Source organism: Streptomyces cavernicola, from assembly GCF_029968035.1.
Classification (GTDB): Bacteria; Actinomycetota; Actinomycetes; order Streptomycetales; family Streptomycetaceae; genus Streptomyces; species Streptomyces cavernicola.
On the sequence record NZ_JASCIQ010000050.1, the window covers coordinates 22,697 to 43,175 of the forward strand.

Genomic DNA, 20,479 nt, shown 5'->3' on the forward strand with positions numbered 1-20,479 from the left:
GATCACTTCGGGTTCGAGTTCGACTTCGAGTCGGGTCGACGGTGGTCAACCGTCTCATGGAGCAGGGGGCCATGCGGCCATCGCGAGTTCGGCCACGCTTTCCAGCTCCTCCTGGCTCGCACCGTCCTTGGCCTGCTGGGACATTCCCTGGAAGACCGCGGCCGTGTAGCGCGCGAGGGCGGCGGCGTCGCAGCCCTCGGGGAGTCTGCCAGACGCCATGTCCGCGCGGATACGGGACTCGAATGCGGCGATGTTGGCATTGCGCCGCTCCCGCAGAGTCTGCTCGACCTCCGGTGTCGTGCAGTTGGTGGCCGCGTGAATGACCAGGCAGCCGTGCGGCCGGCCCGGGGCGGCGAACTCGCCGGCGGCCTCGCGCAGCATCCGGCCGAGGGCGGCGCGGGCGGTCGGCTCCTCCTCCAGGGCTCGGTCGCCGAAGGAGCCGTACGTCTTCACGTACTCCGTGAGGACCTCTTCGAAGAGCGTGCGCTTGTCGCCGAAGGCGGCGTAGAGACTCGGGGGGCCGATGCCCATGGCCCGGGTGAGGTCGGAGACGGACGTGGCTTCGTAACCGCGCTCCCAGAACGTCCAGATCGCCTGGCGCAGGGCCTCCTCGCGGTCGAAGGAGCGGGGGCGGCCGCGCTGCTTCGGGGCGACCGCCGCCGGTTTCGACGGCCGGGTCGCGCCTCGCTCCGCTGCCGGGCTCGCGGGGTTCGTGGGGTTCGCCACCATGGGGGGAATTGTATAGCGGGCATTAGAAAAGGGAGCCGCGGGTGCGCGGATTCGCTGCGGCGGGCGGCCGGGGCCGCCCGAGTAGCCGGTGCGGCGCACGGGGTGTGGAGTGGTGGGGAGAGTGCGCTGATTCCTGGAGCGGGGCCGCACGGCTCTGTTAGATTGGTCTAAACCACTGCGACCCAAGCGTGTGCACCATCCACTACCTCAGATCGGCAGGCCCAGCGTGGAAGTTGTCATCGTCAAGGACGCCGAGGCGGGCGGGGATCTCATCGCGGGGGCCATCGCGGACCTGCTCGTCCGCAAGCCCGACGCGCTGCTCGGCGTGGCCACCGGCTCGACCCCGCTGCCCATCTACGACGCCCTGATCGCCAAGGCGCGGGCCGGCTCCGTGGACGCCTCGCGGGCACGGATCTGCCAGCTCGACGAGTACGTGGGACTGCCCGCGGGGCACCCGGAGTCGTACCGCGCGACGGTCCTTCGCCAGGTGGTCGAGCCGCTGGGGCTGCCCGCCGAGCAGTTCATGGGTCCGGACGGCAGCGCGGCGGACGTGCAGGCGGCGTGCGTGGCGTACGACCGGGCGCTGGCCGAGGCCGGTGGGGTGGACCTGCAGATCCTCGGGATCGGGACCGACGGGCACATCGGGTTCAACGAGCCGTGCTCGTCGCTCGCCTCGCGTACGCGGATCAAGACGCTGACCGAGCAGACGCGGATCGACAACGCGCGGTTCTTCGACGACGACATCGAGCAGGTGCCGCACCACGTGATCACGCAGGGCATCGGGACGATCCTGGATGCGCGGCATCTGGTGCTGCTTGCGACGGGTGAGGGGAAGGCGGAGGCGGTGGCTCAGACCGTGGAGGGGCCGGTGGCTTCGCTGGTGCCGGCTTCGGCGTTGCAGTTGCATCCGCATGCGACGGTTGTGGTGGATGAGGGGGCTGCTTCGAAGTTGAAGCTTGCGGATTATTTTCGGCATGCGTTCGACAACAAGCCGTCCTGGCAAGGGATTTGAGGGGGTCCCCCTCTCCTCTCCCTTCCCCTTCCTGTGCTTTTGGCGCCGGGTCCGTTCGGGCCCGGCGCCTTTTTCTTCCCCTCCCCGCCCCTTCCCGAAAGTCCTGCGGACAGCTCCGGGGGCTCCGCCCCCGGGCCCCCTGCCCGGGGCTGCCGCCCCTGGACCCCGCTTCGGGGGCTGGCCCCCGGGCCCCGTTTCGGGGGCTGGCCCCCCGGACCCCGTTTCGGGCGCTGGCCCCCCGGACCCCCGCTCCTCAAACGTCGGAGGGGCTGAATTTGCCCCCGCCCCTGACATCCCGCAGAGGCTGAATTTTACGGCTGCGGCGGGATTCAGCCCCGGCAGGGGCTGGTCTTTTAGGGGCGCGGGGAACTGCGCGAGCGGCCACGACGGCGCGGCAGCCGAAAGACGGGCGGGGCGAGTGGATGTCAGCCCGTCAGAGCCTCTGCTGCCGCTGTTGCGCAGACTCTTGCTGCTCCGTGGGTGGCGATGTGGATCGCGCCTTGGGGTGGGGACTGGGGGACGCCCATTTCGATCACGATCGTGTCGGGGCGGGCAGCGAGGAGGGCGGTCACGGTGGCCGACATCCACGCGTGGCGGTGGGCGTCGCGGACGACGGCGACGATGCGGCGGTCGCCGGCGGCCGTCAGGATCTCGGCAGGGGCCGAGTCCGTCGTGTAGCTGCCGGTCTCCGTGCCCGGGAGCAGGCGGGTGAGTTCGGCGGCGACGCCCCAGGGGGTCTCGTCGCCGACCGCGATGTTGGCCATGGGCGTCAGCGCGGCCACGTACGGGGGTGAAGTGAGCCTTTCCCGTTCCCCGTTGACGGTGACGGCGAGGGCTCGGCGGGCAGCCGCCTGGCCGATGTCGTGGCCCAGGCCGTTCTCCACGCGTACGGCCGAGGCGGACCACTCCCCCAGGGCGCGGACCCGGGCGGCGGCGTCCGCGAGGCGGTCCTCGGGGAGTTCGCCGGAGCGGACGGCCGTGACGAGGGCGTCGCGCAGGCGCAGGACGGTCTCCTCGTCGGCGAGGCCGCCGCCCACGCAGATCGCGTCGGCGCCCGCGGCGACGGCGAGGACGCTGCCGCGTTCGATGCCGTACGAGGAGGAGATGGCGCGCATTTCCATGCCGTCCGTGACGATCAGGCCGTCGAAGTTCAGCTCCTCGCGGAGCAGGCCCGTGAGGATGCGACGGGAGAGCGTCGCCGGGTGGTCCGGGTCGAGGGCCGGGAGCAGGATGTGGGCGCTCATCACGGCCTTGGTGCCGGCGGCGATCGCGGCGCGGAAGGGGGGCAACTCCCGTTCCCGCAACACCTCTACGGACGCGTCGATACGGGGCATCGAGTGGTGCGAGTCGACGGCCGTGTCGCCGTGGCCGGGGAAGTGCTTGGTGCAGGCAGCGACGCCGGTGGACTGCAGGCCCTCGACGTACGCGGCGGTGTGCCGGGAGACGAGCTCGGGGTCGGCGCCGAAGGACCGTACGCCGATGACCGGGTTGTCGGGGTTGGAGTTGACGTCCGCGGACGGCGCCCAGTTGAGGTTGACGCCGCAGGCGGCGAGGCGGCGGGCGAGCTCGGCGGCGACCGCGCGGGTCAGGTCCGGGTCGTCCACCGCGCCGAGAGCGTGGTTGCCGGGGAAGGAGGAGCCGGAGCGGACCTCCAGGCGGGTGACGTCGCCGCCCTCCTCGTCGATGGCGACCAGGACGTCGTCCCGCTCGGCCCGCAACTGGGCGGTGAGCGCGGCGAGTTGCTCGGGCAAGGCGATGTTGCGGCCGAACAGGCCGACGGAGTGCAGGCCCTCGCCGATACGGCGGAGCAGCCAGTCGGGCGCGCTGGTGCCGACGAAGCCGGGCTGCAGGACGGTCAGGGCGTCCCGGGTGAGCGTGTCGGTGGCGCGGGCGATGGTCGTCATACGGCGTTATCCCTTCACGGCGCCTGCGGTGAGGCCGCTGACGGCCTTGCGCTGCAGGAAGAGGAAGAGGAGCAGGATCGGTACGGCGAAGAGCGAGGAGGCGGCCATGGTGGCGCCCCAGTCGTCGCCGAAGACGGTCTGGAACTTGGAGATCCACAGCGGCAGGGTCTGGGCCTCGGCCTGCTTGTTGAGGATCAGCACCATCGGGAACTCGTTCCAGGCGGTGATGAAGCCGAAGAGCGAGGTGGACATCAGGCCGGGCGCGAGCAGCGGCAGGATCACCTTGACGAAGGCCTGGGGGCGGCTGCAGCCGTCGACCATGGCCGACTCCTCCAGGTCCTTCGGTATCGCCCCGACGAATCCGCGCAGGGTGAGCAGCGTGAAGGGCAGCACCATCATCATGTAGAAGACGGTGAGCGGGATCAGGCTGTTGAGCATGTCGGCGTCGCGGACGATCAGGTAGATCGCGATGACCATGACCTCCCAGGGCGCCATCTGCGCGAGCATGAACGCGACGATGAAGCCGCGCCGCCCCCTGAACCGCATCCGGGCCAGCGCGAACGCCGCGAGCAACCCGATGACCAGGGAGAACAGCACCGCGAGCACGGTCACGGTCACCGAATTCCGTACCAGCGTCCAGAAGTTGTCGGCGGTGACGGCGGTGCGGAAGTGCTCGAAGGTGAAGTCGACGGGGAACCAGACGGGGTCCTCGGCGACGATGTCGCCGGTCGGTTTGAAGGCCGTGGCGAACATCCAGTAGACGGGGAAGACGAAACCGGCGAAGAGGACGACGGCCAGGGCGTTCGGCCACACGCGGCGGAGCGCCGATGCCTTCGACGCAGCAGATCGGGGGCGGCTCACAGCTCGTCCTCCTCTTGCTTGAGCACGATGCGAAGGTAGTACGCAGTCAGGGCGAGCAGGATGACGATGGTGAGCAGCGCGATCGCGGAGCCCATGCCGAAGTGCTGGTTGCCGAAGCCCTCGATGTACGCGTAGACGGGCAGGATCTCGGTGAGCCGGTCGGGGCCGCCCTCGTTGATCGCGAAGACCTGGGTGAAGGCCTTGAAGACCCAGATGACCTCCAGGAACGTGGTCGCGTAGAGGAAGGGCCTGAGGAACGGCACGGTGACCGAGGTGAAGCTCTGCCAGGCGCCGGCGCCGTCGAGTGCGGCGGCCTCGTAGAGCTCCTTGGGGATGGTGGTCGTGGCGGCGTACAGGTTGATCGCGACGAACGGGATGGACTGCCAGACGATCAGCAGGGTGACCACGGCGAAGGTGGAGAACTGGGTGGCGAGCCAGTTGTGGTCGGCCATGGAGTGGAAGCCGAGCCGGTCGAGCACCCAGTTGACGACGCCGTAGCGCTGGGCGAAGAGCCACTTATAGACGGTGACGGCGGCGATCGGCGGCATCGCCCAGGCGAGCACGAGCCCGATGAGCAGGGTGAGCCGCATCCGCTTGCCGAGCCGGGCGAGGAGCAGGCCGACGAGGGTGCCGAGGACCATGATCAGTACGACGTTGGCGCCGGTGAACAGGATGGATCTGCCGGTGACCCGCCAGAAGTCCGAACTGCCGAGCACCTCGGTGTAGTTGGCGACGCCGTTCCACTCGGTGAGGTGCAGGATCAGCTGCCTCATGTTGAGGTTCTGGAACGACAGGAGCGCGTTCTTGACCAGGGGCCAGCCGAGCAGCAGCAGGGTCGCCGCGAGGGCGGGAAGCAGCAGCAGGTAGGGCGCTAGTGCGGTGGTGCGGGCGCGGGGCGCGGTCATGCTCGCCATCTCTTCCGTACGAAAGCGTGTCGGTGCGTGCCGGGGGCTAGGTCGTGTCACGGACACGGCCTGGGCGGGGAGGCCGGTTTCGCCCCCGGCGCGCGGGTCACTGCTTCTGTGCCAGGCGCTTGTTGAACTCGCCCTCGACCTGCCGGGCGGCGGCCGCGTGCGACTTACCGTTCAGGACCGCGGTCATGTACGTCTTGATGGGGTTCGGCGGGTTCTCCACCGCGGCCCACTCGGGGATCAGCGGGGTGGTGCCGCCTGCGGCGACGGCGGGCGCCGCGGCCTCGCCGGCGGGCTGGCCCTTCAGGTTCTCCTGCAGCGACTCCTTGTTGGGGATGACGCCGAGCTCCTTGGAGAGCTGTCCCTCGAACTTGTCGGAGAGCGCGATCTTCAGGAATTCCCGGGCCAGTTCCTGCTTCTCGCTGCCCGCCGCGATCGCAAGGTTGGAGCCGCCGAGGAAGACGCCCTCGGGCTTGTCGGCGCTCTCGCCGGGGATCGTGAAGTAGCCGATGTCCTTCTCGATCTTCGGGTTGGCCTTGATGGCGACGCCGGACTCCCAGCCCATGCCGATGAAGGCGCCGACCTTGCCCTTGGCGAAGACCTCGGCCTGCTGCGGGGTGGCCTCGTCCTTGTCCTTGGGGGCGGTGGAGTACGAGGCGTACTTCTGGTAGATCTCCATGGCCTCGCCGACCTTGGGGTCCGCGAGGTTGGAGACCCACTTGCCGCCCTTCTTCTTCACCAGGTCGGCGCCGGTGCCGATGGTGAGGCCGTCGAAGAAGTACCAGTTCTGGCCGGGCATGTAGACGGGCTCGGCCTTGCCCTCGGCCTTGATCTTGTCGAAGGCGGCGAAGAGTTCGGCGCGGGTCTTGGGGATCTCGGTGACGCCGGCTTCCTTGAAGACCTTCTTGTTGTAGACGACGACGCGGTTGGCGGCGAACCAGGGCGCCGCGTACTGCTTTCCGTCGTAGACGGAGGGCGCGTTGAGCGTCTCGGTCCAGTCGGCGCCGATGGACTTCTTCAGGTCGTCCAGTTCGGCGAGGCCGCCGGTCTGCGCGTACGCCGGGGTCTGGGTGTTGCCGATCTCGAAGACGTCCGGCGGGTTCTCCTCGGAGAGCGCGGTGGTCAGCTTCTGCTGGATGCCGTTCCACTGCTGGATCTCGAACTTGAGCTCGGCGCCCGTCTTCTTCTCGAAGGCGGCCTCGACGTCCTTGGTCCAGCCGTCGGGCGTGGAGCCGTCCATGGCCCACACGGTCAGGGTCTCCCCCTGGAAACCGTCCGCCCCCGAGCCCTTGCCGTCGTCCGAGCCACAGGCGGCGACGGACACCAACAGGCCCGCTGCACCGATCGCGGCTATGAGCTTGCGCTTCACGTACCCCTCCTCAAGATGCCACCAACCCCCCACCCACCAAGGCGACATGGCAGTGCACTGTTCGTGGGACCGGGACCTGGTCTTTAATGGTGTAGACCAGTACGGGGAGCTTGGCCTAGACCTTTAGGGGTGTCAAGGGTGTATAAGAGGGGTCCCACATCCCGTTACCTGACCGACACCTGAGGGAGAGCGACCGGTCCCGGCCGGGGCGTGCCACCATGTGAGCCGCGAAAGACGGAGGAGCCGGTGACGGCAGCAGCACAGGAGCCGCAGCAGGGCGCCGCGCGGAAGGCGTCCGCGCAGGGCCGCGGCCGGGAGACGGGTGGGCGAGCGATGGCGACCGAGGCGGGCAGCACGCCGAGCGCGACGGGAACGGAGGCGGCCGAGCCGCAGGGACCGACCCGCACCGCGCGCGTGCCCAAGTACTACCGCCTCAAGAAGCATCTGCTCGACATGACGGAGACGCTGCCGCCCGGCACGCCCGTGCCGCCCGAGCGCACGCTCGCCGCGGAGTTCGACACCTCGCGGACCACCGTGCGCCAGGCGCTGCAGGAGCTCGTCGTCGAGGGCCGCCTGGAGCGGATCCAGGGCAAGGGCACCTTCGTCGCCAAGCCGAAGGTCTCCCAGACGCTCCAACTCACCTCGTACACCGAGGACATGAGGGCGCAGGGCCTCGAACCCGCCTCGCAGCTCCTGGACATCGGGTACGTCACGGCCGACGACCGGCTCGCCGAGCTGCTCGACATCGCCGCCGGCGGCCGGGTCCTTCGCATCCAGCGGCTGCGCCTCGCCAACGGCGAGCCGATGGCCATCGAGACCACGCACCTGTCCGCGAAGCGCTTCCCCGCGCTGCGCCGCTCCCTCGCCAAGTACAGCTCGCTCTACACCGCACTCGACGAGGTCTACGACGTCCACCTGGCCGAGGCCGAGGAGACCATCGAGACCTCGCTCGCCACCCCGACCGAGGCGGCGCTGCTCGGCACGGACGTCGGCCTGCCGATGCTGATGCTGTCGCGGCACTCCCTGGACGCGTCCGGTAAGCCGGTGGAGTGGGTGCGCTCGGTGTACCGGGGCGACCGCTACAAGTTCGTGGCCCGGCTCCAACGCCCCTGACACACCTGCGCGTTGGGCCTTTCCGTACCCCTCCTGCCCACCGGTCGGCCAGATTTGTGGCCGTACCGATATGCGGACAGGGGGTGACTCATGGCGAGACGGTCACCTAGATTTCCTGCGCATTGACACGTAGTAACAGGGTGATCTAGGGGACGGAGCCCACCATGCCGGAGTCGGCGCCCGCCGAGGCGCGGAGCACGCGAAGAATCACACCCAAGTCGGCCGTCGTCTGGACGCTGGTCGCACTCGTCGGCGCCGCGGGCTGGACCATGCTCGCCCTGGCGCGCGACGAGGAGATCTCCGCGGCCTGGATGCTCGCCGCCGCGCTCGGCTCGTACGCCATCGCGTACCGCTTCTACGCGAAGTTCATCGCCAACCGGGTCCTGAAGGTCGACAAGACCCGGGCCACCCCGGCCGAACGCCTCAACAACGGCGTGGACTTCCACCCGACCGACCGGCGCGTGCTGTTCGGGCACCACTTCGCCGCGATCGCCGGCGCCGGTCCGCTCGTCGGGCCCGTGCTCGCCGCGCAGATGGGCTACCTGCCGGGCACGATCTGGATCGTCGCGGGCGTGATCTTCGCCGGCGCCGTCCAGGACATGGTCACCCTGTTCTTCTCCACCCGCCGCAACGGCCGTTCGCTCGGCCAGATGGCGCGGGACGAGATCGGGCCGTTCGGCGGCGCCGCGGCCCTGGTCGCGGTCTTCGTCATCATGATCATTCTGCTCGCGGTGCTCGCCCTGGTGATCGTGAACGCCCTCGCGCACTCGCCGTGGGGTGTCTTCTCCATCGCGATGACCATCCCGATCGCCCTGTTCATGGGCTTCTACCTGCGCATCCTGCGGCCCGGCCGGGTCACCGAGGTCTCCGTCATCGGTGTCGCGCTGCTGCTGCTCGCCATCGTCTCCGGCAGCTGGGTCGCGGACTCCTCGCTCGCCGAGACGTTCACCCTGGAGCCGGGCACCCTGGTCATCTGGATGGTCGTCTACGGCTTCCTGGCCTCGGTCCTCCCGGTGTGGATGCTGCTCGCGCCGCGCGACTACCTGTCGACGTTCATGAAGGTCGGCACCATCGTGCTGCTCGCCCTCGGCGTCGTCATCGCGCTGCCCAGCCTGAAGATGCCCGCCGTCACCGAGTTCGCGACCAGCGGCACCGGGCCGGTCTTCGCCGGCTCGCTCTTCCCGTTCGTCTTCATCACCATCGCCTGCGGCGCGCTCTCCGGCTTCCACGCCCTGGTCTCCTCCGGCACGACGCCGAAGATGATCCAGAAGGAGACGCAGGTCCGCCTCGTCGGCTACGGCTCCATGCTCACCGAGTCGTTCGTGGCGATCATGGCGGTCATCGCGGCGTGCATCATCGAGCCGGGCCTGTACTTCGCGGTCAACTCGCCCGCGGGCTTCCTCGGCACCACCGTCGAGTCGGCCTCGCAGGCGGTCAACGGACTCGGATTCTCCATCTCCGCCGAGGAGTTGACGGCCGCGGCCAAGGCCGTCGAGGAGCCGTCGCTGCTCTCCAAGACCGGTGGCGCGCCGACCTTCGCGCTCGGCATGTCGGAGATCTTCTCCGCGGTGATCGGCGGTGCCGGGCTCAAGGCCTTCTGGTACCACTTCGCGATCATGTTCGAGGCGCTGTTCATCCTCACCACCGTCGACGCGGGCACCCGCGTGGGCCGGTTCATGCTGCAGGACACCCTCGGCAACGTCTACAAGCCGCTGCGCGACGTCAGCTGGAAGCCGGGCGTCTGGATCACCAGTGCGCTCGTCGTCGGCGGCTGGGGCTACTTCCTGTGGGTCGGCGTGCACGACCCGCTGGGCGGCATCAACCAGCTGTTCCCGCTGTTCGGCATCGCCAACCAGCTGCTCGCCGCCGTCGCCCTCGCCGTCTGCACTACGCTGCTCGTGAAGTCCGGCCGCCTCAAGTGGGCCTGGGTGACGGCGATTCCGCTCCTCTGGGACGCGGCGGTGACGCTCACCGCGAGCTGGCAGAAGGTGTTCTCGGACGACCCGAAGGTCGGCTTCTTCGCCCAGCGGTCGGTCTACCAGGACGGCATCGAGGCCGGGAAGGTGCTGCCGCCCGCCAAGTCCATGGACGACATGAACACGGTGGTCACCAACTCCACGGTGGACGGCGTTCTTTCGATCCTGTTCGCGGTCCTCATCCTGGTCGTCCTCGCGGACGCGGCGCGGGTCTGCCTCAAGGCGATCCGCAACCCCGGCACCGCCGAGCTGACCGAGGCGCCGTACGTCGAGTCCAAGGTGGTCGCCCCGGCCGGGCTCTGGCCCACCAAGGAGGAGAAGGCGGAGCTCGCGGCCGTCGGCGCCTCCTCGGGCGGTGACCGGTCGGGCGACAGCGACGACGACGGCGTCGCCGCCGGCTCCGGGGCGCACTGATGAACTCCCTTGCCGGGAAGGTCCGTTACTGGTGGCGCGAGCTGTCCGGTGAGGCGGTGTACGACCGGTACGTCGCCCACACCCGGGCCTGCGACCCGGACGCGGAGGTGCTGAGCCGCTGGGAGTTCGAGCGCAAGCGGATGGACGAGCGCGAAGCGGATCCCCGGGAGGGTTTCCGCTGCTGCTAGGCCCTCCGTGACGAGGACGGGGGCGGTACGGGAGGAGATCCCGTACCGCCCCCGTCGTCGTTTCCGCCGCGCCCCCCGCCCGCGTACGACACAACATATGGGGGCCGCCGCAAGCATCTCCCCCCACATGTATGCTCGTCCTCGCTGTCGCCGCAGGGGAATCCGGTGCGAATCCGGAACTGTCCCGCAACGGTGTATCGGTGCGCATTCGCGTACCCGTCGAGTCCGAGGACCTGCCGACGGCGCACCCGTGCCGACCGGTCCGGGTGCCCATGTCGTCCGGGCCTCGCGGAATGGGCCGGTGGACGCGTCACGGTGTGCCGTCGTTGCGGCGCCGTGCGCCCACTCCCGCCCGCAGCAGGCCCCGAGCCGAGCGAGGGAGTGCCCCACGTGACCATCGCGCCAGCCGAGTCCGAGACAGGCCGGTCAGCCGAAGACGCCCCAGGAGCCCGCCCGTCTCCCACCACCGCCCTCAACGGAGATCCTGCGGATCGCCCCTCGGTTTCGCTGCTGCGGACCCTGACCGAGCTGACCGCCGACCTGCCCGACACCGACCCCGGACGGGTCGCCGCCGCCGCACTGCGCGGCCGGCACGCGGGTTCGGACGCGGCGGAGCTGCGCGACCTGGCCACGGACGCCGCCGCGGGCCTGATCTCCGAGGACCCGTCCTACTCCCGTCTCGCCGCCCGGCTGCTCACCCGCGCCATCGCCGACGAGGCCGCCTCGCAGGGCGTCACCCGCTTCACCGAGTCCGTGGCGGTCGGCCACCGCGAGGGCCTGGTCGCCGACCGCACCGCCGCGTTCGTGACCGCGCACGCCGCCCGCCTCGACGCGCTCATCGACCCGGCCGCCGACGACCGCTTCGGCTACTTCGGCCTGCGCACCCTCTACAGCCGCTACCTGCTTCGGCACCCGCTCACCCGCAAGGTCGTCGAGACCCCGCAGCACTTCATGCTGCGCGTCGCCGCAGGGCTCGCCGAGGACGAGAGCGAGCGCGCCCTCGACGAAGTCGCCGCGCTCTACGGCCTGATGAGCCGCCTCGACTACCTGCCGTCCTCGCCGACGCTCTTCAACTCCGGTACGCGGCACCCACAGATGTCGTCCTGCTACCTGCTCGACTCCCCGCTCGACGAGCTGGACTCCATCTACGACCGCTACCACCAGGTCGCCCGCCTCTCCAAGCACGCCGGCGGCATCGGCCTCTCGTACTCCCGGGTCCGCAGCCGCGGTTCGCTGATCCGCGGGACCAACGGGCACTCCAACGGCATCGTGCCGTTCCTCAAGACGCTCGACGCCTCCGTGGCCGCCGTCAACCAGGGCGGCCGGCGCAAGGGCGCGGCCGCGGTCTACCTGGAGACCTGGCACCTGGACATCGAGGAGTTCCTGGAGCTGCGGGACAACACCGGCGAGGACGCCCGGCGTACGCACAACCTCAACCTCGCGCACTGGATCCCCGACGAGTTCATGCGCCGGGTCGCGGAAGACGGCACCTGGTCGCTGTTCTCCCCGGCCGACGTGCCGGAGCTCGTCGACCTGTGGGGCGAGGAGTTCGACGCCGCGTACCGGAAGGCCGAGGCCGCGGGGCTCGCCCGTAAGACGCTGCCCGCGCGGGAGTTGTACGGGCGGATGATGCGCACCCTCGCGCAGACCGGCAACGGCTGGATGACGTTCAAGGACGCCGCCAACCGCACCGCCAACCAGACCGCCGAGCCCGGCAACACCGTGCACTCCTCGAACCTGTGCACCGAGATCCTGGAGGTCACGGACGACGGCGAGACCGCGGTCTGCAACCTGGGCTCGGTCAACCTGGGCGCGTTCGTCTCCGACGGCGACATCGACTGGGACCGGCTCGACGCGACCGTCCGCACCGCCGTGACGTTCCTGGACCGCGTCGTCGACATCAACTTCTACCCGACCGAGCAGGCCGGCCGTTCCAACGCCAAGTGGCGCCCGGTGGGCCTGGGCGCGATGGGCCTGCAGGACGTGTTCTTCCAGCTGCGGCTGCCCTTCGACTCGGCCGAGGCGAAGGCCCTGTCCACCCGGATCGCCGAGCGCATCATGCTCGTCGCGTACGAGTCCTCCGCCGAACTCGCCGAGCGCAACGGCCCGTTGCCCGCCTGGGAGAAGACACGTACCGCGCGCGGTGTGCTGCACCCGGACCACTACGACGTGGAGCTGAACTGGCCGGAGCGGTGGGCCGCGCTGCGGGAACGGATCGGGGAGGTCGGCCTGCGCAACTCGCTGCTGCTCGCCATCGCGCCGACCGCGACCATCGCGTCCATCGCCGGTGTCTATGAGTGCATCGAGCCGCAGGTCTCCAACCTGTTCAAGCGCGAGACGCTCAGCGGGGAGTTCCTGCAGGTCAACGGCTACCTGGTGGAGGAGCTTAAGCGGCTCGGCGTCTGGGACGCGCAGACCCGCGAGGCGCTGCGCGAGTCCAACGGCTCGGTGCAGGGCTTCAGTTGGGTGCCCGAGGAGGTGCGCGCCCTTTACCGCACGGCCTGGGAGATCCCGCAGCGCGGCCTCATCGACATGGCCGCCGCCCGTACCCCGTTCCTCGACCAGGCGCAGTCCCTGAACCTGTTCCTGGAGACGCCGACCATCGGCAAGCTCTCCTCGATGTACGCGTACGCCTGGAAGTCGGGCCTCAAGACCACGTACTACCTGCGGTCCCGTCCCGCGACGAAGATCGCCCGCGCGGCCCGCGCCGCCACCCCCGTACCCACGCAGGCCGCCGACCCCGAGGCCGTCGCCTGCTCCCTGGAAAACCCCGAGTCCTGCGAGGCCTGCCAGTGACCACCGAAAACCGTAAGAACCTACTCGACCCCGGCTTCGAGCTGACCCTGCGCCCCATGCGCTACCCGGACTTCTACGAGCGCTACCGGGACGCCATCAAGAACACCTGGACCGTCGAGGAGATCGACCTCCACTCGGACGTCGCCGACCTCGCGAAGCTCTCGCCCGGCGAGCAGCACATGATCGGCCGGCTCGTCGCGTTCTTCGCGACCGGCGACTCGATCGTCGCGAACAACCTGGTGCTCACGCTCTACAAGCACATCAACTCCCCCGAGGCGCGGCTCTACTTGAGCCGGCAGCTCTTCGAGGAGGCCGTGCACGTCCAGTTCTATCTGACGCTGCTCGACACCTATCTGCCCGACCCGGACGACCGCGCCGCCGCCTTCGCGGCCGTCGAGAACATTCCGTCGATCCGTGAGAAGGCCGAGTTCTGCTTCAAGTGGATGGATTCGGTCGAGTCCATCGACCGCCTGGAGACCCAGGCCGACCGGCGCCGCTTCCTGCTCAACCTGATCTGCTTCGCGGCCTGCATCGAGGGCCTGTTCTTCTACGGCGCCTTCGCGTACGTGTACTGGTTCCGCTCCCGCGGCCTGCTGCACGGCCTGGCCACCGGCACCAACTGGGTGTTCCGGGACGAGACGATGCACATGAACTTCGCCTTCGAGGTCGTGGACACCGTCCGCAAGGAGGAGCCCGAGCTCTTCGACGACAAGCTGCGGGAGCAGGTCACCGACATGCTGCGCGAGGCGGTCGAGGCCGAGCTGCAGTTCGCCCGTGACCTGTGCGGCGACGGACTGCCGGGCATGAACACCGAGTCGATGCGGCAGTACCTGGAGTGCGTCGCCGACCAGCGCCTCACCCGGCTCGGCTTCGCCCCGGTCTACGGCTCCGAGAACCCCTTCTCGTTCATGGAGCTGCAGGGCGTTCAGGAGTTGACCAACTTCTTCGAGCGCAGGCCGTCCGCGTACCAGGTGGCGGTGGAGGGCTCGGTCTCCTTCGACGACGAGTTCTGATCCTTCTTCGGAAGGGCTCCCCGCTCGGCGGCCCTCAACTGCCGGTCCACGCGCCGGTCGTGGAGGTGGCCGACGAGCGAGGGCAGGGCCAGGAGGACGAAGACCCCGAGGACGCCGAGGGTGTTGAGAAAGACGCGTGTGGTTTCCATGCCCCTTACTCTCGCGCTCCCGACCCCTCGGGGTCAGTGGCAGGACTGACATGAACCATCGACATCCTGCCAAGCCTGCGCCACACTGACGGCCATGCTGAAGAACGTGGCGGCCGTCGTCCTGGACCAGGTGCACCCCTTCGAACTCGGCGTGGTCAGCGAGGTGTTCGGCCTCGACCGCAGCGACGAGGGCCTGCCCGTGTACGACTTCGCGGTGGCCTCCGCCGAGGGCCCGGTCCTCGGCACCAACGCCGGCTTCACCATCTCCACGCCGCACGGCCTGGACCGTCTGGACGAGGCCGACCTGATCGCCGTCCCCGCGGTCCGCCCGCAGACCGCGGAGCGGCCGTACCCGCCGGAGCTGCTCGACGCGCTGCGCCGCGCGGTGGACCGGGGCGCCCGCGTCCTGTCCGTCTGCTCCGGGGTGTTCCTGCTCGGCGAGGCCGGCCTCCTGGACGGCCGCCGCTGCGCGGTCCACTGGCGGTACGCGCGCGAGCTCGCCGTCCGCTACCCGCGCGCCCGGGTCGAGCCCGACGTCCTCTACGTCGACGAGGACCCGGTGATCACCTCGGCCGGCACCGCCGCGGGCATCGACGCCTGCCTGCACCTCGTCCGCAAGGAGCACGGCACCGAGGTCGCCAACGCCATCGCGCGCCGCATGGTCGTCCCGCCGCACCGCGACGGCGGCCAGGCCCAGTACGTGCAGCGGCCGCTGCCGGCCACGCCCTGCGACACCGTCGGCGAGGTCCTGGTCTGGCTGGAGCGGCATCTCGACGAGGACGTCACCGTCGACCAGCTCGCGCACCGCGCCCATATGTCGGCGCGCACGTTCGCCCGCCGCTTCCTGCAGGAGACCGGCACCACCCCGTACCGCTGGCTGCTCCGCCAACGCGTGCTGCGCGCCCAGGAGTTGCTCGAAACCACCGACGAGACGGTCGACGCGATCGCGGGCCGCGTCGGCTTCGGCACGGCCGCCGCGCTGCGCCACCACTTCCTGCGCACGCTCGGCACCACCCCGCACGCCTACCGGCGTACGTTTCAGGGGCCGGCCCGCGTGGCGTGACCGACCCCTGAACTGCCTTGTGCGGCTCAGTCGTTGGGCACGACCTCGTAGCGCGGCGTGCCCTCCTCCATCTGCTTCAGGGCGTCCTTGCGGTCCCGCTTGGAGAGACGGTCGATGTACAGGTAGCCGTACAGGTGGTCCGTCTCGTGCTGCAGGCAGCGGGCGAAGAAGCCGGTGCCGCGCACGGTGATCGGGTTGCCCTTCTCGTCCTGGCCCTTCACCACGGCGTAGTCGGGGCGGGCCAGCTCGGCGTACGCGGTGGGCACCGAGAGGCAGCCCTCGTTGCCGTCGTCAAGGCGGCGCTGCTCGGCCGGGAGGTCCTGCAGGACGGGGTTGCAGACGACGCCGACGTGCCGCTTGCCCTCGTCGTCGGGGCAGTCGTAGACGAAGACCTTCTTGTCGACGCCGATCTGGTTCGCGGCCAGGCCCACGCCCTCGGCGGTGCGCTGGCTGGCGAACATGTCGTCGACCAGCTGGGCCAGCTCGTCGTCGAACTCGGTGACGTCCTTGCACTCCTTGTGCAGGACCGGGTTGCCGACGACGGTGATCGGCCGGGACGTGCCGCGGCCGCGGTAGGCCGCCTCGCGCTCCTCGGGGTTCTCGGTGTCGACGACGAAGCCCTCGTCGTCGACCGGGAGCACGCCGCCCGCCTTAGCCGCCGTCTGCTGATCGGTGTCCTGCTGCGCCATGTCCGACGTACGCCTTCCTCAACATGCCAAGTGTGGGAGTACAGCCTACGGGGACGAGGCTGAGGCGCGTCTCGCGTCAGCAGACCTCTTCCAGATCCCGCCAGTCACGGGAGTCCGGGCTGTCCGCCACCCAGCCGTCGAGCAGGCCGCGCACCAGGCCCGCGGGTGCGGCGATGCCGCACTCCCGCTCGGCGACCCAGAGCGCACCGGGGCTGCGGTGCCCGAGCGGTCCGGGGTGGCCGGGCTCACTGTGGTCGTGCGGATCGAGGTGCTCGCCGTCGCCCTCGTCGCTGGGCATCCGGCTCTCCGAGCACATCCGGCAGAGCAGCCGCACCGAGGACGACCAGTCCTCGGCGGCGAAGCCGGCGTCGGCGGCGAGCCGCTCAAGGGCGTCCCGGTCGCCCTCGGTGGCCGCCTCCAGGAGCACCACCCAGGTCGGCACGGGCGAGGGCGCCCACAGCTCGATCTCGTCGAAGACGGGGTACGACTGGCCGTCGGCCGTGGTCCGCTCGCCGTGCGGAACGCCGTCGTGCAGCACGACCTCGCCCCAGCGCCGCCCGGACGACGGCAGCGGGATGGAGAGGACCTCGATCCGCGCCGGGTCGAGCCGCCTGCCCCACACCACCTCTGCCTCGCCCTCCGGGGACAGCCGCACGGCCGCGCTGCCCAGCTCCATGCCGAGCGGCGCCTCACCGCCGACGGCCCCGCCGGGCACCTTCAGTCCGTACGCCTGCCAGGCGCGGCGGGCCAGCGGCCAGTCCTGCAGGGCAGTCGCGGCGATGCCCACGTTCCACCAGTCCGGGGCGCCCGTCTCGCGGTCGAGCAGCGCTACGGCGCGCAGGCCCGCGGCACGCGCCTGCTCCCAGTCGTGCCGGAACTTGTGCAGCAGGGCGAGGTTGAACCAGGACTCGGACAGCCAGGGTTCCAGGTCGGCCGCGCGGGTCAGAAGCGCCCCCGCGTCCTCGTACCGGCCGTCGCCGATGAGCGTGAACGCCCGGTCGGTGGCCTGCCGCCAGGAGGCGGAGGGCCGGTGCCGTCCCTTGCCGAAGATCCTCACGATTCCCGCCTGCCCAGGTCGTTCCACAATCAGTGCAGCATCGGGCCTTTGCCCCCGGACACCCTGCACTTCGCATCCAACCATGCCCGGTCGGACGCCCGCTCATTACCCATGGGTTACCCAGGTGGGACCGGGGAATCCCTGCTCGGGGCAGCAGATCCGGGGCGTCTTTCGGGGGCCGGTCCGGGGTGCTTTTCGGGGGCCGGTCCGGGGCGTGCTCCGGAGGTCGGTCCGGGGTCTGTTCCGGGGGCCGGTCCGGGGGCCGGTCCGGGGGCCGGTCCGGGGCGCGTTCCGGGGGTCGGTTCGGAGTCTGTTCCGGGCGCCGGTCCGGGGCGCGTTCCGGGTCCTGTTCCGGGGGCCGGTCCGGGGCGCGTTTCGGGGCCTGTTCCGGGGGCCGGTCCGGGGCGCGTTTCGGGGCCTGTTCCTGCAACCGAAACCGGTCCTGCCCCACAAGCCGACCCGGACCATGCCCCAGCCACCGAACCCGGCCACGTTCCCACCGCTTCGCAGCCCGCGCGGCTCATCCGCCGGCCGGGGCCAGGCCACCCCGGGAGAGCACTCTGGCCAGGGATTCCACGACCTCGGGCTGGTAGTCACGCCCGGTGGCGAGCCGGAGTCTCTCCAGGGCGGCGAGCGGCCCTCCCGGCCCCTCTCCCCTGGCCATCTCGTCGTACGCGTTCGCCGCCCGCACGATCCGCGCGGTGAGAGGTTGGTCACGGTACGGATCGGCCTGCCGCTCGACCACCACCGCGACGTCGGCGGGCACCCCGGTCTGGCGCACGACGGCCCCGCCCAGCAGGGCGATGCGGCGCTGCTCGACGGCGGGCAGGTCGGCGGTGGCGCCGTGCCGCACCGGGTCGACCAGGGAGAGCTGCCCGATGTCGTGCATCAGGGCCGCGTACTCCAGGACTACGAGATCGGCCCCCGAGAGCCCCAGGTCGTGACCGACGGCCCGGCTCAGGGCGGCGACCCGGCGAGCGTGGCCCTGCGGGGTGTACCCGGCGATCTCGGTGGCCCGCGCGAGCGAGGTGATGGTCTGCCGGTAGGTGGTGCGCACCGCCGCGTACCGGCTGAAGGAGAGCTGGGTGAGCAGCAGCGGCAGGCAGAACAGCGGCAGTGCCCACAGTCCGGCGACGGCCACCGCGAGCGCCATCACCGCGCCGCTCGCCCCGACCGCAGACCCGATCCCGCGCTTGGCCCGCAGCTCGTCGCGGAGCAGCGGCCCGAACGGCCAGCGGGTGCGGGCACGCACCAGGGCGGCGGCGAGCACGGCGTCGCAGAGCCCGGTGAGCGCGACGATCACGACCAGCCACAGCGCGTAGTACGGGCCGTGGCCGATCAGTTCGGCCGACTTGCCGGAGTTGTAGAGGGGTTGGAAGAGGACGGCGGCGAACGCGATGGTCAGGACGCGGCGCGCCATGTGGTCGAGCGTGGGCGCCCGGCCGCGCGCGAGGTGCGGCACGGCCCCGGCGAGGAACGCGGCGGCGGCCACGGCGACCACCTGCAGCACTCCGTGGTGCGTGGCGTGCCCGGCGTTCTCCCCGAGCAGGGCGTACGCGAGCGCGCCGGCCGCCCCGAGCGGTGCGGGCTCGCGCTCCCGGACGGCTCCGCCCCGGTCGTCGCCCCGGGTGGCGTCGCTCCTGCGGGCCAGCTCGCCGACGAGGACGAGCGCGCCGAAGGCCAGCGCCACCCCGCGCTCGTGCAGCCCGGACCACAGCACGTGCGCGAGCGCGCCCGCCGCGAGCAGTGCCGCTCCGGCGTGCACGGCCCGCACCGTCAGCGGCACCCGGAGCTGTCGTGCGGTCTGCCTGCGGGTCATCGCGGACGGTCCCCGGCGAGCGGCGCGTGGTCGCCACGCGGGCGCGGTACGGGCGCCGGCGTGGGCATGGGTGCGGGAGCGGCCTGCGCCGCCGCCCGCTGCTGCGGTTCGGGCTCGTCGGAGGTGACGGCGGGGCACCAGCCGTGCCGGCCGAGCGCGCGCACGAGGGCGCGGACCATCTGCGGGTCGAACTGCCGCCCCGCGCACCGCTTCAGCTCGGTGAGCGCATCGGCGACGGGCCGCCCCCGCCGGTACGACCGGGTCGAGGTCATCGCGTCGAAGGCGTCGGCGACGGCCACCACGCGCGCGAACTCCGGGATCTGCCGCCCCACGAGCCCGTACGGGTAACCGCTGCCGTCGAGCCGCTCGTGGTGGTGCAGGATCGCCGAGCGGGCCTCGCCGAGGAAGCCGATGCCGCGCACCATCTCGTGCCCGTACTCCGGGTGCAGCTCGATGACGCGCCGCTCCTCGGGGGTGAGCGGGCCGTCCTTGCGCAACAGCCGCGTGGGGACGCCGAGTTTGCCGACGTCGTGCAGGATCCCGGCGAATCTGAGGACCTCGACGCGCTCGTCCTCCATGCCGAGCTCGCGCGCGATCAGGACGGAGGCCTCGCCGACGCGTTCGCTGTGCCCGCGCGTGTACTCGTCCTTGATGTCGACGGCCTGCACCAGGGCCCGGATCGTGGCCTGGTGAGCGGCGCGCTCGCGGTGGTACTGGGCGAACACCCAGCACGAGACGTACATCGGCAGCAGCACGAGCAGCGCGGCCAGCGGTCCGTACGGGCTGCGCCACAGCACGGCCATCATCAGACCGGCGAAGCCGTGCACGAGGACGGGCGCTAGGGAGCGCGGGAAGAGCCCGCGCCAGGCGCTGCGCAGCGGGACCCGCTCGGCCGTCGCGAGGACGCCGCCGTCGAGCGCCGCCACGACGAGGGCGAAGACGAGCGCGGCGGCCGCGGCGGGGGCGAGCGCCACCGGGAAGTCGGGGGCCGCGGGCGATCCTGCGGCCAGCAACTGCCGCCCGCCGAGGGCGACATGGACCTGGGCGGCGGCCCAGCAGGCGACGGCGTACCGCGCGGGCCGCCAGATCCGGCGGGGCAGCACGGGCCGGCGCTCGACCCGGGCGAGGGCCGCGCCGGGCACGGCGACGAGGGCCGCCGCGGCGGGCGGCATCAGGAACACACCGGCGAGCAGCACGGGGAAGAAGCCGACCATGCCGCGCGGCGCCCTGCGGCCGACGAGCCGGCTGCGGGTGATCTGCTCGCAGCCCGTGTACAACACGGCGAGCAGCGCGAACTCGCTCCAGGGCGTGCCGGCCGACGAGTCGAAGGCCGGCGCCGCACACAGGGCGGCGCCGATCGCGAGCAGGCCGATGTAGACACCCGCCCAGAGGGGAACAGACCGCATCACGCTCACC

At 70.9% G+C, this 20,479-nt stretch carries 17 protein-coding genes and 1 riboswitch; of the genes, 7 read left to right on the forward strand and 10 right to left on the reverse strand.

The window, feature by feature from the left end:
• Nucleotides 1–54: 54 nt before the first annotated feature.
• A complete protein-coding gene (locus QIS96_RS33280) occupies nt 55–729 on the reverse strand; it encodes a TetR/AcrR family transcriptional regulator (RefSeq protein WP_282546556.1) in 675 nt (224 codons plus the stop codon).
• A 226-nt stretch (nt 730–955) separates the two neighbouring features.
• Between QIS96_RS33280 and nagB the strand changes: the two genes are divergently transcribed.
• Entirely contained in the window at nt 956–1,741 is a 786-nt protein-coding gene (gene nagB / locus QIS96_RS33285) for a glucosamine-6-phosphate deaminase (RefSeq protein WP_282546557.1), read from the forward strand.
• Nucleotides 1,742–2,166: 425 nt separating this feature from the next.
• On the opposite strand, the gene QIS96_RS33290 is transcribed toward nagB, so the two are convergent.
• From QIS96_RS33290 to QIS96_RS33305, 4 genes are all read right to left on the reverse strand, one after another.
• On the reverse strand, nt 2,167–3,645 hold the full coding sequence (locus tag QIS96_RS33290; RefSeq protein ID WP_282546558.1) for a glycoside hydrolase family 3 protein: 1,479 nt from the start codon (nt 3,643–3,645) through the stop codon (nt 2,167–2,169).
• Nucleotides 3,646–3,651: 6 nt separating this feature from the next.
• A complete protein-coding gene (locus QIS96_RS33295) occupies nt 3,652–4,506 on the reverse strand; it encodes a carbohydrate ABC transporter permease (RefSeq protein ID WP_282546559.1) in 855 nt (284 codons plus the stop codon).
• Entirely contained in the window at nt 4,503–5,420 is a 918-nt protein-coding gene (locus tag QIS96_RS33300) for a carbohydrate ABC transporter permease (protein WP_408907297.1), read from the reverse strand. Before QIS96_RS33300 ends, QIS96_RS33295 begins: the two co-directional genes overlap by 4 nt.
• Nucleotides 5,421–5,517: 97 nt before the next feature.
• Nucleotides 5,518–6,786 (reverse strand): extracellular solute-binding protein, encoded by a 1,269-nt coding sequence (locus QIS96_RS33305; RefSeq protein ID WP_282546560.1) that lies wholly within the window; start codon nt 6,784–6,786, stop codon nt 5,518–5,520.
• 333 nt (nt 6,787–7,119) lie between these two features.
• Between QIS96_RS33305 and QIS96_RS33310 the strand changes: the two genes are divergently transcribed.
• From QIS96_RS33310 to QIS96_RS33330, 5 genes are all read left to right on the forward strand, one after another.
• Nucleotides 7,120–7,899, forward strand: a complete 780-nt coding sequence (locus tag QIS96_RS33310) for a GntR family transcriptional regulator (protein ID WP_282546588.1) — start codon at nt 7,120–7,122, stop codon at nt 7,897–7,899.
• Between the two features lie 164 nt (nt 7,900–8,063).
• Nucleotides 8,064–10,289, forward strand: a complete 2,226-nt coding sequence (locus QIS96_RS33315; RefSeq protein WP_282546561.1) for a carbon starvation CstA family protein — start codon at nt 8,064–8,066, stop codon at nt 10,287–10,289.
• A complete protein-coding gene (locus QIS96_RS33320) occupies nt 10,289–10,477 on the forward strand; it encodes a YbdD/YjiX family protein (RefSeq protein WP_282546562.1) in 189 nt (62 codons plus the stop codon). Before QIS96_RS33315 ends, QIS96_RS33320 begins: the two co-directional genes overlap by 1 nt.
• A 125-nt stretch (nt 10,478–10,602) precedes the next feature.
• Nucleotides 10,603–10,732, forward strand: a riboswitch (cobalamin riboswitch).
• A gap of 135 nt (nt 10,733–10,867) precedes the next feature.
• A complete protein-coding gene (locus QIS96_RS33325) occupies nt 10,868–13,273 on the forward strand; it encodes a ribonucleoside-diphosphate reductase subunit alpha (protein ID WP_282546563.1) in 2,406 nt (801 codons plus the stop codon).
• 56 nt (nt 13,274–13,329) lie between these two features.
• Nucleotides 13,330–14,286, forward strand: a complete 957-nt coding sequence (locus QIS96_RS33330; protein WP_282546589.1) for a ribonucleotide-diphosphate reductase subunit beta — start codon at nt 13,330–13,332, stop codon at nt 14,284–14,286.
• Here QIS96_RS33330 and QIS96_RS33335 read toward each other — a convergent pair.
• Nucleotides 14,199–14,435, reverse strand: coding sequence for a hypothetical protein (locus QIS96_RS33335; protein ID WP_282546564.1), 237 nt, complete (start codon nt 14,433–14,435; stop codon nt 14,199–14,201). The two genes, QIS96_RS33330 and QIS96_RS33335, sit on opposite strands and share 88 nt — an antisense overlap.
• A 94-nt stretch (nt 14,436–14,529) precedes the next feature.
• On the opposite strand from QIS96_RS33335, the gene QIS96_RS33340 reads away from it, so the two are divergent.
• Nucleotides 14,530–15,498 (forward strand): helix-turn-helix domain-containing protein, encoded by a 969-nt coding sequence (locus QIS96_RS33340; protein WP_282546565.1) that lies wholly within the window; start codon nt 14,530–14,532, stop codon nt 15,496–15,498.
• A gap of 26 nt (nt 15,499–15,524) precedes the next feature.
• On the opposite strand, the gene def is transcribed toward QIS96_RS33340, so the two are convergent.
• From def to QIS96_RS33360, 4 genes are all read right to left on the reverse strand, one after another.
• A complete protein-coding gene (gene def, locus QIS96_RS33345) occupies nt 15,525–16,187 on the reverse strand; it encodes a peptide deformylase (protein WP_282546566.1) in 663 nt (220 codons plus the stop codon).
• Nucleotides 16,188–16,263: 76 nt separating this feature from the next.
• Nucleotides 16,264–17,244 (reverse strand): tetratricopeptide repeat protein, encoded by a 981-nt coding sequence (locus QIS96_RS33350; protein ID WP_282546567.1) that lies wholly within the window; start codon nt 17,242–17,244, stop codon nt 16,264–16,266.
• A gap of 520 nt (nt 17,245–17,764) precedes the next feature.
• Nucleotides 17,765–19,063, reverse strand: a complete 1,299-nt coding sequence (locus QIS96_RS33355) for an HD-GYP domain-containing protein (protein WP_282546568.1) — start codon at nt 19,061–19,063, stop codon at nt 17,765–17,767.
• Nucleotides 19,060–20,469: an HD-GYP domain-containing protein gene (locus tag QIS96_RS33360; RefSeq protein WP_282546569.1), complete on the reverse strand. Its 1,410-nt coding sequence runs from the start codon at nt 20,467–20,469 to the stop codon at nt 19,060–19,062. The genes QIS96_RS33355 and QIS96_RS33360 overlap by 4 nt, the downstream gene beginning before the upstream one ends.
• Nucleotides 20,470–20,479 lie beyond the last annotated feature (10 nt).

Excerpts from the sequence above, each read along its gene's own strand:
- QIS96_RS33280 (WP_282546556.1), bottom strand. The coding sequence starts at position 729 with ATGGTGGCGAACCCCACGAACCCCGCGAGCCCGGCAGCGGAGCGAGGC.
- QIS96_RS33290 (WP_282546558.1), bottom strand. The coding sequence starts at position 3,645 with ATGACGACCATCGCCCGCGCCACCGACACGCTCACCCGGGACGCCCTG.
- QIS96_RS33300 (WP_408907297.1), bottom strand. The coding sequence starts at position 5,420 with ATGGCGAGCATGACCGCGCCCCGCGCCCGCACCACCGCACTAGCGCCC.
- QIS96_RS33310 (WP_282546588.1), top strand. The coding sequence starts at position 7,120 with ATGGCGACCGAGGCGGGCAGCACGCCGAGCGCGACGGGAACGGAGGCG.
- QIS96_RS33315 (WP_282546561.1), top strand. The coding sequence starts at position 8,064 with ATGCCGGAGTCGGCGCCCGCCGAGGCGCGGAGCACGCGAAGAATCACA.
- QIS96_RS33320 (WP_282546562.1), top strand. The coding sequence starts at position 10,289 with ATGAACTCCCTTGCCGGGAAGGTCCGTTACTGGTGGCGCGAGCTGTCC.
- QIS96_RS33330 (WP_282546589.1), top strand. The coding sequence starts at position 13,330 with ATGCGCTACCCGGACTTCTACGAGCGCTACCGGGACGCCATCAAGAAC.
- QIS96_RS33335 (WP_282546564.1), bottom strand. The coding sequence starts at position 14,435 with ATGGAAACCACACGCGTCTTTCTCAACACCCTCGGCGTCCTCGGGGTC.
- QIS96_RS33340 (WP_282546565.1), top strand. The coding sequence starts at position 14,530 with ATGCTGAAGAACGTGGCGGCCGTCGTCCTGGACCAGGTGCACCCCTTC.
- def (WP_282546566.1), bottom strand. The coding sequence starts at position 16,187 with ATGGCGCAGCAGGACACCGATCAGCAGACGGCGGCTAAGGCGGGCGGC.
- QIS96_RS33355 (WP_282546568.1), bottom strand. The coding sequence starts at position 19,063 with ATGACCCGCAGGCAGACCGCACGACAGCTCCGGGTGCCGCTGACGGTG.
- QIS96_RS33360 (WP_282546569.1), bottom strand. The coding sequence starts at position 20,469 with ATGCGGTCTGTTCCCCTCTGGGCGGGTGTCTACATCGGCCTGCTCGCG.